At 45.4% G+C, this 16,143-nt stretch carries 11 protein-coding genes; 3 read left to right on the top strand and 8 right to left on the bottom strand.

Going from position 1 to position 16,143, the window contains the following annotated elements; genetic code table 11:
- Window positions 1-118: 118 nt before the first annotated feature.
- A complete protein-coding gene (locus tag AABW11_RS07645; protein WP_340104239.1) occupies window positions 119-895 on the bottom strand; it encodes a DUF481 domain-containing protein in 777 nt (258 codons plus the stop codon).
- A 193-nt stretch (window positions 896-1,088) separates the two neighbouring features.
- On the opposite strand from AABW11_RS07645, the gene AABW11_RS07640 reads away from it, so the two are divergent.
- Window positions 1,089-1,286, top strand: a complete 198-nt coding sequence (locus AABW11_RS07640; RefSeq protein ID WP_340104237.1) for a hypothetical protein — start codon at window positions 1,089-1,091, stop codon at window positions 1,284-1,286.
- A 113-nt stretch (window positions 1,287-1,399) separates the two neighbouring features.
- On the opposite strand, the gene AABW11_RS07635 is transcribed toward AABW11_RS07640, so the two are convergent.
- Window positions 1,400-4,651 carry a T9SS type A sorting domain-containing protein gene (locus tag AABW11_RS07635; protein ID WP_340104235.1) on the bottom strand — a complete coding sequence of 1,084 codons (3,252 nt, stop codon included), beginning with the start codon at window positions 4,649-4,651 and terminating at the stop codon, window positions 1,400-1,402.
- A 381-nt stretch (window positions 4,652-5,032) separates the two neighbouring features.
- Here AABW11_RS07635 and fabF point away from each other — a divergent pair, with 381 nt between their 5' ends.
- Complete coding sequence (gene fabF / locus AABW11_RS07630; RefSeq protein WP_340104233.1) at window positions 5,033-6,274, top strand: beta-ketoacyl-ACP synthase II; 1,242 nt, start codon at window positions 5,033-5,035, stop codon at window positions 6,272-6,274.
- A 107-nt stretch (window positions 6,275-6,381) separates the two neighbouring features.
- On the opposite strand, the gene AABW11_RS07625 is transcribed toward fabF, so the two are convergent.
- The 6 genes from AABW11_RS07625 to AABW11_RS07600 all read right to left on the bottom strand — a co-directional run bounded on the left by AABW11_RS07625 (window position 6,382) and on the right by AABW11_RS07600 (window position 13,328).
- Entirely contained in the window at window positions 6,382-7,491 is a 1,110-nt protein-coding gene (locus AABW11_RS07625) for a hypothetical protein (RefSeq protein ID WP_340104231.1), read from the bottom strand.
- Between the two features lie 194 nt (window positions 7,492-7,685).
- Window positions 7,686-9,056: an amidohydrolase family protein gene (locus tag AABW11_RS07620; RefSeq protein ID WP_340104229.1), complete on the bottom strand. Its 1,371-nt coding sequence runs from the start codon at window positions 9,054-9,056 to the stop codon at window positions 7,686-7,688.
- A 98-nt stretch (window positions 9,057-9,154) separates the two neighbouring features.
- Window positions 9,155-9,814 (bottom strand): hypothetical protein, encoded by a 660-nt coding sequence (locus AABW11_RS07615; protein ID WP_340104227.1) that lies wholly within the window; start codon window positions 9,812-9,814, stop codon window positions 9,155-9,157.
- A 108-nt stretch (window positions 9,815-9,922) separates the two neighbouring features.
- The gene (gdhA, locus tag AABW11_RS07610; protein WP_340104225.1) at window positions 9,923-11,278 is read right to left on the bottom strand and encodes an NADP-specific glutamate dehydrogenase; all 1,356 of its coding nucleotides are present in this window, start codon (window positions 11,276-11,278) and stop codon (window positions 9,923-9,925) included.
- A 21-nt stretch (window positions 11,279-11,299) separates the two neighbouring features.
- A complete protein-coding gene (locus AABW11_RS07605) occupies window positions 11,300-11,686 on the bottom strand; it encodes a TraR/DksA family transcriptional regulator (RefSeq protein ID WP_340104224.1) in 387 nt (128 codons plus the stop codon).
- Window positions 11,687-12,029: 343 nt separating this feature from the next.
- Window positions 12,030-13,328 (bottom strand): M20/M25/M40 family metallo-hydrolase, encoded by a 1,299-nt coding sequence (locus AABW11_RS07600; RefSeq protein ID WP_340104223.1) that lies wholly within the window; start codon window positions 13,326-13,328, stop codon window positions 12,030-12,032.
- A 435-nt stretch (window positions 13,329-13,763) separates the two neighbouring features.
- Here AABW11_RS07600 and katG point away from each other — a divergent pair, with 435 nt between their 5' ends.
- A complete protein-coding gene (gene katG / locus AABW11_RS07595; protein ID WP_340104222.1) occupies window positions 13,764-16,007 on the top strand; it encodes a catalase/peroxidase HPI in 2,244 nt (747 codons plus the stop codon).
- The last annotated feature ends 136 nt before the right edge of the window (window positions 16,008-16,143 follow it).

The raw sequence follows: 16,143 nt of genomic DNA, 5'->3' as shown, positions 1-16,143 counted from the left end.
ATGCAAAACCACACATTTGTTCATAAAAAGAGTTAAGGGTAAAGCATTTTCAAAATGTCTAAAAATGCACGATTATTACGATGGCTAAATAATGGAAAAAAGTGACCCGCCACTCCTTTTAAAACGAAAAAACAAGGCCGTTTTTCAGCGTATAAATCAAATCGGGTGTATCACCAATTGGCTCAGATTCGTAGGTGAGGGTGAATTTTACGCGGTAGGTCAGGTATTTAGAGATTTCCATATTTAGCTGATTTTCTGACGTTACACGTGGCTTAAAAAACTGGTCGGGGCGTGCCTGGTAGTATCCGATCAGCAAAAGCTGAGTCGTTTCTGTGAGCTGCCCGCGAACCGCTATATTTGATGTGGATTTCAAAAGATTATTTTCCACTGTTGATTCATCTTCAAGTACCCATTGCTCATGCTCAAACATAGCACCGGTAACCAGACTGCCACGAATATTCTGATTGTCCAGGAATCGGTATCTAACAGAGGCACCTGCAAGGTATCGCTCGTTCAGGCCCAGGTTTTCATTGTATTGATACTGCGTGAATATCTCCGGTGACACCGTTTTATTCTCAATAAATGTACTTCTCAAGTGAAAGTAACCATTGCTGATAACGCTTGCTCCATCAACATCGATGAGCTCTACGCTCGTCAAAAACAGGTATCGGTGTTTACCGGAAAAATATGAGGCGTTCGTTTCATTGCCGAGCTTAAATACACTTTCAGTGAATTTACTAAGCGACACATCAAAAGCTGTTTCACCGGCCCAGGCCGCAGTGGTGTCAATTGAAGCCTCGGTTCGGAAGCTTTCTACATTAAGAACTTGTCCGTGAATAGATTTCGAAAACAAAAGAGTAAGAAGCAGTACCGTTACACTAAGTCGAGTTACCATTTGTCAGATGTTGATTACATTCAGATTTTGGTCATTTTAAACAGGCTGAAAAGGTACGAACCTGGACTTTCAGTTCTAAATTCTAACTTTCTACTTTCAAAACGCCAATCTTGGATTTGAAGCCTGTGAAACTTATTATCAGAGAATAACTTATACTTTATTTGAGGTTAATCTTAAATCAAACCAAACGATTATGAAGAAAGCTATTGGCGGAATTTTGAGTATTGGCGGTTTGGTAGGCGTCATCTATTATACATATCAATATATGCAGGATTCAGAATCATTCAGTGCACTCGGCGCAGATGTTGCCATAAGCACCGGAAACTGGGTTCCCATTGTGATATCGGCACTGGTGATGGTGGTGGGGATTCTACTGACCCGGGGCAAGTAACACCTGGTAAATATCAGGCTTGGCTGAATCAAAAAAAATCGTCCGGCTACTGAACTGAAGTTAAGTAAAGTATCGCCGGACGTTCGCTGATCTCCTATAATAAGGTTCACATCTTATTTCACCAGCACCAATTTCCGGGTTTGCACAAATCCACTGGTTGATAACCTGTAAAAATAGACACCGCTGGAAAGTACGGAACCGTCAAACCTTACGGTGTGATAGCCTTTTGCCATCGGTCCATCGATCAATTCCGCCACCTTTCGGCCGGCAATATCAAAGACATCAAGAGCCACCCGGCCAGATTCACCGAGTTCAAATCCAATCGTTGTGGATGGATTGAATGGGTTAGGATAATTTTGATACAGACGATGCTGCTGCGGCGTTTCCGCGATTTTATCCTCGTTTGATGTGGCCATACCAAGCTCAGGATTTACCAATGCCCACGCGATGTTATTATCTTCATGAACTTCCCCGATGCTATCCTCTTCATCGATCACCACGTAGATCTTGGAGTCTCTGTTGAGTCCGTCCGGCATAATCCAGCCGCTCAGTTTTGCAACCCGGCTCTCTCTCGACTGGATCTGAGAAATATTAATCACGCTGTTGCCGTTTTCATCAGCCAAAAGCTCTCCGCCATTCCGCGGATCACCCAGGTAAAACCGAACGTTCAGCGGCGTAATATTATCTGTAAGGCTGTAGTTCTGAATTCTCGCCGAGATCGTCACTTTATCACCTGCCACAGGCCGCTGCGGGTTAAAGATGATATCGCGCGTCTCTTCTTTCTGTACGGCAGGATTTGTACTGCCTATCCCTTTTTGCTGATCATATTTCCAAGGAAGGTTCATCGTCAGGTCTGGATTAGCTCCATAGACTTCCTCCCACCACGACGGAACGCCCGCACTCACATCTGGATTAACGGCATAGTCGAGCACAAGAGCTCCGTTAGATGCCCAATATACGTAGGGAGATACAGTGTATGTTTTTGAGCCGAGTATGGTCGCGTCAATTGTCCCGAACTCCACCATCAGAGCACTCTCTTCCCGCACTGTTGTTCTGTGGGTCGATATCTGTTCGTTGTCATACCGATCCGACACTTTGCCTGTCAGGTTCGTCCGGAATGGGCCGAACCCGCCACCAACTGATGCCTCAGCCGAACTTGAAACCTGCTGAAACACTGATCGCTCGCGTTGAAGAATGCTTTGTTTACTAAAGCGAAGCTCCCATGTATGTGTGGCATTTCCTGACAGCACCCAGGAATCACCGCCGCCACCTTCGGTATTTCCACTATCAAAAAATTCTGCCGAGTCCGGAAGAGTCACTTCAGACCGATATGATAAAATGTTGCCGACTTCGTGATCGGAAATATAATCCCGGGCATTCCCGCTTTTGCTGCCCATCCATGTATTTCGGAGGCTCTCAAGGCCCTTTAATTTTGGCACTACTGCGATTACGCTACCCTGGCGGGTTGCTTCTTTAGCATAGACCGGGTATTCGAGAATATCATAGTTTGAAATAGTGGCGTAAATACGGTCGTCTTCAATGGCATCTGAGGTCACCTTCACTGTCACTGTTTCCGCTGATCCTTCAATATTCGAAAATCCTCCGCCATATTTCCGGCCCAGCGATCCCTCCACACTTGCCTTTATAAACCCGAAATCGGCGCCGGCCCCTGCCTCTATAGATTCAGACACGCCCCAGTCGGCATTTACCTGAGTAGAAACCTCCATTTTGGAACTACTGGCATTTTCGTAGATCGAGCGGTGTTCACAGTTGATTCTGAAATCTGCATCGAAGCATTTGTTGATGTCGTAAATTTCCCCATCAACAATATCGTAATGAATCGGCGGGGCGTTCAGAACAACCAGCGGCTGTGTGATATTGGTCACGGTCTGGCGTGTTGGAGGCCCAAGCCGTACGGCATCACCATCAAAATCTCCCGCAGCCAATGCATAAAAAGATCCATACTCTACAGGAGCTTCAGGTTCAATTGAAGCCGTCTCGTCCCTCCCTTCATCACCGCCAATATTATACTCATCGCCGTCCCTTGTATTTTGATACACAAGCATTTCATAGAAACCGGCAGTAATAAACTCCGTTTGCAAGGTATCGCTGTCTGATAAATCCATATCCGTTAGCGCTATCAATCGGTGAGAACTTTTATTAGAAGAATAACCCGTTCTTGCCGACTCAACTACATTGTCCAAATTCAGATTATCATCCGGTTCAATTACAAACAGCTGATTTGGGCCGGCGACAATAATTTCCTCTCGGCCGTCGAGGTTTACATCGCCGCTTGTTATCGATATTGAGCCGAAAATTTGTAAATCTTTGGCACTATTAATATTAATGGAATCGAGGTCTGAACTAACTGAAAGGATATAGCCGGTTCTCTCAAATCCCAGGGCTACCTCATCAAATAAATCGCCGTTGAAATCTCCTGTGGTCACAGCCAGCCCTTCATAGCTCTCATGTTCTGATATGGTTAAACTGACCTTTTCTACAATTTGCGCATTTTCAAAGTCGTAGATTGTACTTACCAGTTTTCCGCGGACAGTACCATTAACTTCCGGGCCAGGCTCTACACTTAATAGTACGATCTCGTCCGTACCATCACGATCAAAATCGCCGGTGGCTATATCAAAACGGCTTCCATTTATCAGCTCGTAGTTTGCATTTTCTATAAAAGGGGAGAGTTCCTTATTGGCAACGGAGGCTTTTGGCCTTGGAATCAGTGTTCCGTCAGTATCATACAATATAATTTGAATGGGTCCGCCGCTTTTATCGCCGGTATTTGCCCAGTATGCCAGCACGAATTCAGGTTCGGCATCTTCATCAAACTGGCCGGGCATCATTCGTATCCAGCCTCTCAGATTATCTTCATCTGTTTCATAAACCTTAGGGAAACCGTCGTCCTGAACGCTCATTCGCGTGGCGTTTACCCAGCTATATGAGTTGCGATCGATTTCCGGGACATACAATACAATCGTGCTGTCTGGCCGGTTCCAAACACCTATCACATCATCTAAACCGTCGGCATCAAAATCGCCGGTTGCCAGATCTGCCTGAAGTTTGTCCCAGTCCCCGTGAATATCCCAGTCCTGCTCAACTGACTGTGAGTTCAGCTTGTTCAGGCCTCCTGTGGCAATATCGCCGTTTGCATCAATGAAGGTAAATGTGACCGAGGCCAAACTATCCCAATTTCCAAAATCCAAAGCGGCTATTTCTGAGTTTTCCCCAAGCATATAGTTGCCCCGGAAAGGATCTTCAGAATTTACCTGGGCTGTCAGCGGGCAGAGCAAGCTTATCGCCGCGGATAAAAAGAAAGTGAACATGATTGTGAAGGCGAATCGTATAAAGGCATTCATAGTGGGACCCCGCTTAATTTGGAATTAAATACTTCTGTAACTATACGCGCAGATTCATGGGGGAATCGGCGACATTTTATTTGAAATACTCCCAACCTGATTTTTTTGAGATTGCGTTTAGTTATGATATTGGTGATAAAACCATAAAAATAAAAATCATTTTTAAACAAACGATGGTATTTGAGACAGGAATGTGATTTCTTTTACGCCAATAACTCCCTTATCTTTCGTGCCCGGATTCAATTTATATAATCCCCCGGACAGGTATCCGTTTAAAAAAATAGTACCAATCAACGCAGAAACACCGGATGCGCTAATAACTTTGGCAAGAAGCCGGATTGAAATAAATCTTTTCAGTACTAACAAAACGAATTTATCAGTATGAAACGAGTAGTTGTAACAGGACTTGGTGCACTCACGCCGGTCGGCAATACAGTAACCGATTTTTGGGACGCTTTGACCGCCGGGAAAAGCGGTGCTGCACGAATTATGAAATTTGATCCATCCCAGTTTCGAACCCATTTCGCTGCTGAACTGAAAAACTTTAACCCAAAAGATCATCTCGACAGAAACGAAATTAAGCGAACAGATCCCTTCACGCAGTACGCACTTGTGGCAACTGAAGAGGCAGTAAAAGATTCAGGTCTCGATTTTGACAATATGGACCCGTTCGACACCGGCGTGATCTGGGGAACCGGGCAGGGGGGCATGCTTACATTTGAAGAGCAGGTTCGCGAATATGCCGAGAACGACTATAATCCGAGATTTAGTCCTTTTTTCGTTCCCAAGCTGATTATGAATATGGCGTCGGGCATGATCTCTATGAAGTATAACCTGATGGGTATTAATTACGCTACCGTTTCAGCTTGTGCCACTTCAAATACGGCTATCATGGATGCCTTTAACTACATTCGCTGGGGCAAAGCTAAAGTGATTATCACCGGTGGTTCGGAAGCACCAATCACTGAAGCATCATTCGGAGGTTTTTCTGCGATGAAAGCGATGAGCACCAGAAATGATGACCCTGCAACAGCCTCCCGACCGTTCGATATTGACCGCGATGGCTTTGTAATGGCAGAAGGCGCCGGTACGCTGATCCTTGAAGAATACGAGCACGCCAAAGCGAGAGGGGCAACTATTTATGCTGAGGTATCAGGAGCTGCAATGACGGCCGATGCCTATCATATTACAGCAACACATCCGGAGGGACTTGGTGCGGCAGAAGGGATGAGGCGCGCCCTGAAAGATGGTGAACTGAATCCCGAAGATGTGGACTACATGAATATGCATGCTACCTCCACTCCCGTTGGAGACATCAGTGAACTAAAGGCAATCAAGAATGTATTTGGCGAGTCTAACAAAAACTTAAAGATCTCAGCGACCAAGTCTGTAACCGGACACCTCATGGGCGCTGCCGGAGCAGCAGAAGCAATTGCATCCATCAAATCATTAACCGACGGTGTGATTCCCGGTACAATTAACACTGAAAACATAGATCCGGAGCTTCCGGATGGTATGAATATTATATTCGGTGATTCAATCGAAAGCGACGTAAATGTCGTGATGAGCAATACATTTGGCTTTGGTGGCCATAATGGTATTGTGGTATTTAAAAAGGTGTAGCTGCAAAGCAGAAAGGCAGGTAGAGCGGCTGAATTGGTATTCGAAAACCAAGAGTACCCGATCGGGTTAACTCCCCAGCTAATGATACATAATCTTATTTGACCCGTTTACTCCGGAAGCTCAACTTCAAACAATGTACCGGAGCTCACAATGTAAACCGTTCGCGGGTCTTTCCTTGATCCATCTATACTGCTGACTGACTGAATAACACTGCCGGTATCGCCACGTAACAGAATATGGCTGTTGTTATATTCGTAGTCGCCATTTCGCCGTAATTGAATATGGTGTAGCTGACCAAAACTGAAAAGAAGTATATCTCCGTTGTCCATAAGGTACAGATCGTCCATCAGGTCGCTTATTCTAACCGCCTCGCCCATCACGGGCTGGAACGGTGTCAGACCCGGATTTTCAATCTCTTCAAATGAAGGTGATATCAGCAAAATATTTCTATAGTGTTCGAAGTTTCGATATACAAATAAGTAGGGCAGGGCTGGATAAGATGAAACAATATCGCTTCTGCTATTCATTGAAAACAGCAGGTTGTTAAACCCTCCGGGATGTTTACCAGTTGGAACTATCCGGGGTATTAAATTGGCAATTGCAGAACCAGGCTGTTCTAGCGGAGCAATAGATAGGAGACGGTCAACTTCGGAATCAGCCATCCTGAATCCCGACGCGTCTTCGTTCTGATAGGCGATGTGATCGCTGTTAATTTTTAAACTCCCCTGCGCATAGTAGGGAGCATGAAATGGAAATGAACGTTGATAGGTAAGAGCTGAGTCATAAACATGTATCTGTTTTGTTCCGTAGTCATATACATACAGGCTATCGCTGTTACTGGTAATTGAAGCGGCCTGAACCAGCTCGCCATCAGTTATCTTTTGAACGTAACGGCCGCTTTTGGTATATGCAGCAACGTTATCAGTCAGAAATTCCATTACGACCAGGTATTCCCCAAAACTAATCGCCTGTGTTGATGAAAATGACTTGAGCATTTCATCTGATTCAATCTTGGGTGTTAGAATCCGTTCTGGGGGTATGACTAGTGTATCGGGCGTGTTCCCGGTCAGATTAACGCTGTTTATGGGAGCTCCGAGAAAGAGCGCGTTTAGGTTTTCCGAATCTGTAACCGGTGCTGGTACAGTGTTATCACGTAATAAATACCAGGCCGTAGCTGCCAATAGAATAGCTACAATGCCTATCATTAGTTTTTTCATGGAGATAATCGTCTCTGTTAAAATCAATCAGACGCAGTCTGCCCCACGATGTTTATCACTCCTTTGGTGATCCCGTAAAGCCGTTACAAATATAATAAACCGTGCAACGATACCGAACAATGTTTGAAAAATATAACGGTATGAATAAGTGTGTACATACAATCTTGATGAGAATTTTGAAGTACTGTAAATGCTTAATTAATTCGGCTCTTGATGTCAAGTAACATCTGGTCAAGCTCTTCACGGTCATAATATTTTCCGTCAGAAATAACGCCTTCAATCTGGTCGTGAAATGGAATAGATTCCAGGGGGTTACTGCTCAGTAAAACAAGATCAGCCCTGCTGCCCGGCGCTATGACTCCTGAGCTTCCGGACTCGCCCAAATAGCTGGCTACGTTAACTGTGCCCGTCTTCAGGGCTTCAAACGGTGTCAATCCCGCATCAACGTAAAGCAGTAGTTCACGGTGAGCTGAAAATCCGGCTGGATTAAAGATTTGCGGTGCATCGGCCCCAAGCATGAGCCCGGCACCGGCTTCATGAAGTGCAATCAACAGTTGATCTCGCACCTCAAGAAATCGACGGGCTTTATCGGCATCAAAATCATTGCCGGTTCTCAAATTCCGTATGAACTCTGACCAGTTGTCCCGTGTAGCCCCTGAGACGTACTCCATACCCGGCCATTCTCTCATCATCTCAACAGACAAATCAGGATTAAACACATTATCCAGCAAAGTGTGTGTGGGAACATTCCATACACCGGCTTCCTCAGTCATTCGTGCGGCTTCAGCGATCCTGTCTTCATTCACATCATATGCCAAATCATACCCGAAAAATATAATGGAGGGATCGTCGCGTTCCTCTGGGTTACCGGCTAAAAACTCCATGTATCTATCCAAATGATCTATGGTGCCCTGGCCGGCATTAAGGCTTCTTTCAAGTCCCACATCATGAGATATATGACCTGAAAACTTAATGCCCAATCGATTGGCTTCTTCTGTGATTGCATTAAATTGATCAACCGTAAGGCCGGGATGAAATTTCAAAAGATCGTATCCGGTTTCGGCCTGCTGTCTTACCATCCGGCGGGCCTGTTCGGGACTATCTACTGACCCGCCACTAAATGATGGGCCTGATGTAAAAATTCGCGGGCTGACAATTCCTCCTGCAGCTGCCTTTTCCCGTAGCTCCAGATGTGCCGGATGCCCCAGCATACCTCGGATTGTGGTAATACCCTGAGACAGATAAAGCATCAGCGCATCCTTCATTACCTGTTCACCTTGTCCCGGCTGCGGAATATGTGCGTGCATTTCAGATAGTCCCGGGATCACATAATAGCTTTCTTCAACAACGATGGCGTTTTCAGGTATTTCTGCATCATCAGCGTTTCCCAGCCACTGAATTATACCCTCCTCAATAATAACAGTTTGGTTATCCTGAATGTCATCATTTACCATCGTCAGAATACTGGCATCACGGATTACAAGTGACTGCGCCACTGATGGGGATAATTGCACGCTGAAACAAGAGACCGTGGCGATAATGAAGAGAAGAAACCGAAAAGCCATGTTACTTAAATTTTATTAAAAGAATTGCATTGAAGATATCTCCCATCTTATAAAAATAATCGATTATCAACAAAACAGCATTTCAAATAAATAAACTATTAATCATAAGAACCCGCCAATTCTCTCTGACGCTTCGTGTTGGCGTTTATAATTAACTGATCGTTATCCGTTTTTTCCAGCCTTTTTTGTTTATCGGCGCTACTAATTGCGATTGAATATAGCTCCTGAACAAGCTCCATATCAAGATCCCCCGCATCTTTTCTGTCAATGGTGCCATCACTATCCTCATCCCAGTAGATTCCCACCAGATCCCAGTTTAAATTAAACAAGACAAACCTGTTGTGAAACTGATCCTCTTTCTTAAGATATGATTCAACCATAAGCTGGTAATCACCATATTCCTGTTCAAATATTCGATTTCTATCGATTCTTTTGAACTGATCATTCTCTAGTGCTAATTGAATGCCGGCCCGATAGATTTCATTAGCTTCAAGCACTGATATTGAGCCATGAATAACTTGGTCAATTAACCCCGATTGGTTTCGGTCTACTGCACGAAACACCACGTCTCCATTATCTCGAAATGTAAGATAATTTAAAGATTCTCCGGATTCATTCGAATAACCCGCAATTTCGTATGTCTTCCCTTCATAAGTAAACGTGAAAAGTGTTCCGGCCGGCTGGGTGCGAAACAGGGAACATCCTGCGGCAAAGAAGAGGATGAGAAGTGGATACAATATTTTTTTTGAATACTTCATAGGAGGAGTGTTTGTTCACTTGCTATTGTATCAAGTAAAACGATTGCATCCAAGTTTAAATTGCGTATGGCTGGTAAAAAAGGGCTTTTTTACGTTGATGTGTAATACTCATATCAAACCCAGCGCAAGCATTGAGTTTGCTACTTTTTTAAACCCGGCTATATTGGCTCCATTCAAATAGTTACCCGGAGTACCGTACTCTTCGGCCGTATCACGACAGGTTGAATGAATTTCCTTCATAATATTCTGTAGCTGTTTATCCGTCTCTTCAAACGTAAGCGAATGTAAACTTGCGTTTTGATGCATCTCGAGCGCAGATACGGCTACGCCGCCCGCGTTCGCTGCCTTACCAGGTCCAAAAAGCACTCCTGACTCCTGGAATAGCTCGATTGCCTCAGTGGTTGCAGGCATATTTGCGCCTTCTGCGACAACCATACATCCATTTTCTATAAGCATTTTTGCATCTTCTTTCAAAAGCTCATTCTGCGTCGCACACGGCAGAGCTACATCGCATTCGAGGCTCCAAATTGATTTATCATCGTAATAGTTTACCCCCTGTTTACGATCGGCATATTCGTAAATTCGCCCCCTCTCCACTTGCTTAATTTGCTTCACAAGGTCAAGATCTATCCCGCTGGGATCATGAACAAAACCATCTGAGTCTGAACAGGCAACAACTTCGCCCCCAAGCTGTTGAATTTTTTCGATAGTGTATGTCGCGACGTTCCCTGAACCGGACACTAAAAAAGTTTTTCCTTCAATATCTGAATCAGATTCGCCCAGCATTTCGCGAACAAAGTATGCCAGTCCGTAGCCCGTGGCTTCGTTACGAACGAGTGTTCCGCCCCATTCCGGATCTTTACCCGTAATCATACCTGACTCGTATTTATTGGCAATTCTTTTGTACTGGCCAAACAAGTACCCGATTTCACGGGTACCCACACCAATATCGCCGGCCGGAATATCGCGCGTTTCTCCAAGATGCCGGTAGAGTTCTGTCATGAAACTTTGGCAGAACCGCATGATTTCATCATTAGAGCGACCTTTTGGATTGAAGTTGGCTCCTCCTTTTCCGCCGCCTATCGGTTTTCCGGTCAGTGCATTTTTAAAGATCTGCTCGAACCCGAGAAACTTAATGATGCTGATATTTACTGTCGGGTGAAATCTTAAACCACCTTTATACGGTCCAAGAGCGCTATTAAACTCTACCCTGTAGCCGCGATTGACATGAATGTTTCCATTATCGTCTTGCCATGGTACGCGAAACACAATCTGGCGTTCGGGCTCACTGATTCGCTCCAGAATTTTTTGAGTAATATAGGTTGGTGTTTCCTCCACAACAGCTTCAAGAGAGCCAAATACTTCTCTTACAGCCTGCAGGAATTCATTCTGTCCTTCGTTCAGGTTTTTTATGGATGTGATGGCTTGTTTAATCTCGTCACCGGGATCAATGGAAGTAGTCATCAGGCAGTTTTAAAATTGAAATTAGGGTTTGGCGTCTACAGAGTGCATGGCATATGGCATCGCTTCAAGACGCTCTTTCTGGATGGGCTTGCCGGTTATCAGGCAGACACCATATGTCTCCATGTCGATGCGTTCGAGCGCTGCTTCGATTTTTTGAAGTTTATCCCTCTGTTTTTCCAGGAGAGTAAAGCTTGTCTTTTTCATTTGCGTATCGGACGCCACATCACCTGGATGGTGATCCTGACCCGATTGCCTGTCATCTGCATTTTTATCAATTGATTCTGCCGATGATTTTAAACGTTCTATTTCTTGTTCAGTTTCCGCTTTCTCTTTTTCGAGTTTGGTTCTGAAGTGCTCGAGCTCTTCATCAGACAAGGGCGTTCGGTATTTCTCTTTTTGCTCGGACATAATTGTAGGTTTGATGTTAAATATTGTTCATTTGAATAACTTATTTAAACCGGTTAGAGTTCAGGTCAAATATCAAAACAGAGGTAACCCGCTCAGCTATAACTGTCTACCTTCTAAAGATTTATGACTTGAAATACGGCCTACAGCAGGTAATTGAAAAGCCCCAAGCGCTAATTATATGGTGTTTGGACTATTAAATACGGAATAAAATTAAATTTAAATCTCACAAAACCCGCCACTCCTTAGGCTGTTCCGCACTGAGTACCGATCCCGGTTGTTTTCTCTGATGGTGATGATGATAATGAAACACCGTGACTTTCCCCCATTTCCCCGGCCGGCTCCATCAATCTACCTGGCTCGCATCAACCCGTGTTGGCGTATCTTCGCCGGAAATAATGCCTTCGGCGGCTTTTGCTATCGCCTTGATGGTGTTTGTCAAATGAGAAATGTTGATGGTATCAAACTCATCAGTAACTCGGTGGTAGTCCGGGTCCACATCAATCGGCGTTGTGCTAATGGTGTGCGCCGGCACGCCGAGCCGTGCAAGTGTGGCGTTATCAGACCGGTAAAACAAATTTTGATCCGGGTAGGGATCAGGATAGAATTCGTACACAGTACCTTCGGCGCTTTTTGAGAGAAGCTGGCCGAAACTGGATCGCTCGTAGCCGGTGATCCACGCTGTGTTGGCCCCGGAAACAGCAGGTTTACCGATCATCTCGATATTGAACATTGCAACTATATTGTCGGGGTTGAGCTGCCGTGAGAAATATTGCGATCCGTAGCCGCCCATCTCTTCAGCCGTAAATCCTACAAAAAGAAGTGTCCGCTCGGGGCGGCCCAGGCTTTCAAAATATCTTGCCAGTTCAATAACTGCCGTTACCCCCGAGGCGTTGTCATTGGCGCCATTTGCAACGGAGTCGCCCTCAACAGCATTCTGTATTCCGAGATGGTCATAGTGAGCTGAAAAAAGAACGATTTCATCCTTCCGGTTTCCGTCAATTCTTCCGATTACATTCGACAGTCCCATATCTCTCTCGTCTGCAGAAATGGTCACTTCAAATTCATCTGACGGGTTCCCAAGAGCAAAATATACTGTGGATCCTGTATCGCCCTCCATCACTCGTGAGTTCCTGTTACTGAAATAAGATTGATATCGGTTAAAAATGTCTCTGTGGGCTTCATCAACGAAAACCAATAGATTTATATTTACACTCCTAAGCTCATTAAACCTGGCCGTGAATTCATCAGACACACCGATAGTTTCGGTGGAAACTGAGCCTGGCTCCCAGCTGATATCTGTTCCGTTCACAAGACCAAAATGCCTGCTTTCCGGTATGATGTTGCCGCTGACGGAAACGGTTCGTTCAGTCACAGTATACTCGCGAATCGAAAAGTCCTGCTTGTAGCTGTTAAGCCCGGTAAAGTAACTTAACCCGGCCTCTTTAAACTCATCTGAGATAAATTCAGCTGCACGATCAATATCTGGAGTAAATGCCCGGCGACCGCGCATCTCATCAGAACTGAGTGTTTCAATAAGCCGGGATGCTTGCGCTTCATTTATGTCGTATGGATTTCCGGAACAACTGGTTATCAACAGAGCGGCAAATACAATAATCAAACTTGATAGAACTCGATTGGTCATAACGCTGGTTTATTTGACGGATCATTGAATAAGAAAACCTTTGAATCAGAAGAATATACTTTTTTGCACGATGAAGGCATAGCCAGCGGTAGTTAGTCAGCACGATCTACGAACTTTTTACAATTGCAGAACACCATGACCAGCATTTATGCGGTTCAATTCAAAATAGACCGTATCTGCCAGCTCCCGTAATTTGCGACCTTCATGAGCAGTTGCGCTACAAGAAATCTGGTCGCGATCTGTGTTAATGCGATTCTTTGATGGATATAGGCATGATGTGGGATTTCGAAAAAATTAATCAGACCAATAAACGTGGATTATTACTCGGCTGTGTTTGTAATCTCTGAACAGTCCAATAGCAACAATCTATCAATAATGAGTCAAGGATTTATTAGTTTATATTTTAGAACAAATCTATAAGCTAAATCAATTTATATGTCTGATACGAATGGAAAACCGTCGAAAAAAGCAACGACGTACGAAGCAAATGAATCAAGCGGATGCCCGTTTCATAATGGCGACACAATGAAAAGTGCCGGGGGCGGTACCCAAAACCGCGACTGGTGGCCCAACAAACTATCTTTAGACATTCTACGGCAGCACTCCGAACTGTCTAATCCGATGGATGAGGATTTTGACTATGCGGAAGAATTCAATTCTTTGGATCTGGATTCTGTAAAAAAAGATCTTACCAACCTGATGACCGATTCTCAAGACTGGTGGCCGGCAGATTGGGGCCATTACGGACCGCTCTTTATCCGGATGGCGTGGCACAGTGCAGGTACCTACCGCGTGGCTGACGGCCGTGGCGGTGGTTCTACCGGTAATCAGCGCTATGCGCCTCTTAACAGCTGGCCTGATAATGTGAGTCTTGACAAAGCGCGCCGGTTGCTCTGGCCGATCAAGCAGAAATATGGAAAGAAAATTTCCTGGGCAGACCTCATGATTTTAGCAGGCAATGTAGCGCTCGAATCGATGGGTTTTGAAACCTTTGGTTTTGGCGCCGGCCGCAAAGATGTATGGCAGCCGGAAGTGGATATCAACTGGGGTCCGGAACACGAATGGCTGGGAGATGAACGCCATAGTGACGATGGGAATCTCCAGGGACGGCTTGCAGCCGATCACATGGGACTGATCTACGTGAATCCCGAAGGCCCGAACGGAGTGCCAGATCCGAAAAAATCAGCAAAATATATTCGACAATCGTTTAAACGAATGGCAATGAACGACGAGGAAACCGTTGCTCTAATTGCCGGTGGGCACACCTTCGGAAAAGTTCACGGCGCTGCTCCCGAGGAACATCTTGCAGATGATCCCGAAAAAGCTCCGATTGAAATGCAGGGCTTCGGCTGGCAAAACAGCTACCGCTCCGGAAAAGGAGCGGATACAATAACCAGTGGCCTGGAAGGTACATGGACACAGAAGCCGACTGAATGGAGCATGCTTTACCTTGAGAACCTGTTTAATTACGACTGGGAACTCGAAAAAGGACCCGGTGGCAAGTGGCAATGGAGAGCGACGAATGAGGAGGCTCAGAACACCATACCTGACGCCCACGACCCGGAGAAAAAAACAACTCCTTTCATGCTCACCACAGACCTGGCCCTCAAAGAAGATCCGGCCTACGAAAAAGTATCGCGCCGTTTTCTTGAGAACCCGGACGAATTCGCAGATGCTTTTGCTCGCGCATGGTACAAGTTGACCCACAGGGATATGGGACCTAAAAATCTGCTTCTGGGACCTGAAGTGCCTGAAGAAGAACTACTTTGGCAAGATCCGGTTCCTGAGGTTGATCATGCATTGATTAATGATGAAGATATAACCGGCCTGAAAACCACAATTCTTGATTCAGGATTAACAGTTTCAGAATTGGTTTCTGCTGCCTGGGCTTCAGCTTCAACATTCCGCGGGACCGACAAACGCGGCGGTGCCAACGGCGCACGCATCCGGCTCGCCCCGCAGAAAGACTGGGAAGTGAACAGGCCTGACCAGCTTTCGAAAGTGTTGAATACTCTTGAAAAAATTCAGGTGGATTTCAACGATGCACAATCTGATGATAAAAAAGTTTCGATCGCCGACATGATCGTTTTGGGTGGATGTGCTGCTATTGAAAAAGCAGCTGAAAAGGCCGGCCATGAGATTACCGTTCCGTTTACACCGGGCCGTACAGATGCTTCTGACGAACAAACCGACGAAGAATCGTTTGGGTGGCTTAAACCGCATGCGGATGGATTCCGTAACTACTTCAACACCATAAGCGATGCTATGGAAGAAGAGATGCTGGTAGACCGGTCACAACTGATGACCCTTACGGCTCCAGAAATGACGGTGCTGCTCGGCGGAATGCGTGTGCTTGACACCAACTGGGACGGGTCTGAGCACGGTGTATTCACCGACAGGCCGGGAACACTCACCAACGATTTCTTCCTGAACCTTCTCGATCTGAGCAACGAATGGAAGGCTGTCTCAGAAGACCGCCGAATATTTGAAGGGCTCGACCGGGATTCCAAAGAAGTAAAATGGACAGCTACTCGTTCTGACCTGATTTTCGGTTCCAACTCCGAATTACGGGCTATCGCTGAAGTGTATGGAAGTGCAGACAGCGAAGAGAAGTTCCTGAAAGATTTCGTAAAGGCATGGGGCAAAGTGATGAATCTTGATCGATTCGATCTCAAATAGTTCATGCCGCTGCCTTTTTGATCGTTAGTGGTCAATGGCAGCTTGTCACCCGTATTTTAAAAGGCGGCCTGTTTTCGGGCTGCCTTTTTTTTATTTAAGAATATTGAGAAAAAACAGATAAGGCTGAATTTTTTTA

The sequence above is a fragment of the Rhodohalobacter sp. 8-1 genome (assembly GCF_038150125.1).
Taxonomy (GTDB): Bacteria; Bacteroidota; Rhodothermia; order Balneolales; family Balneolaceae; genus SW132.
This window is presented reverse-complemented; position numbering and strand designations above follow the sequence as displayed.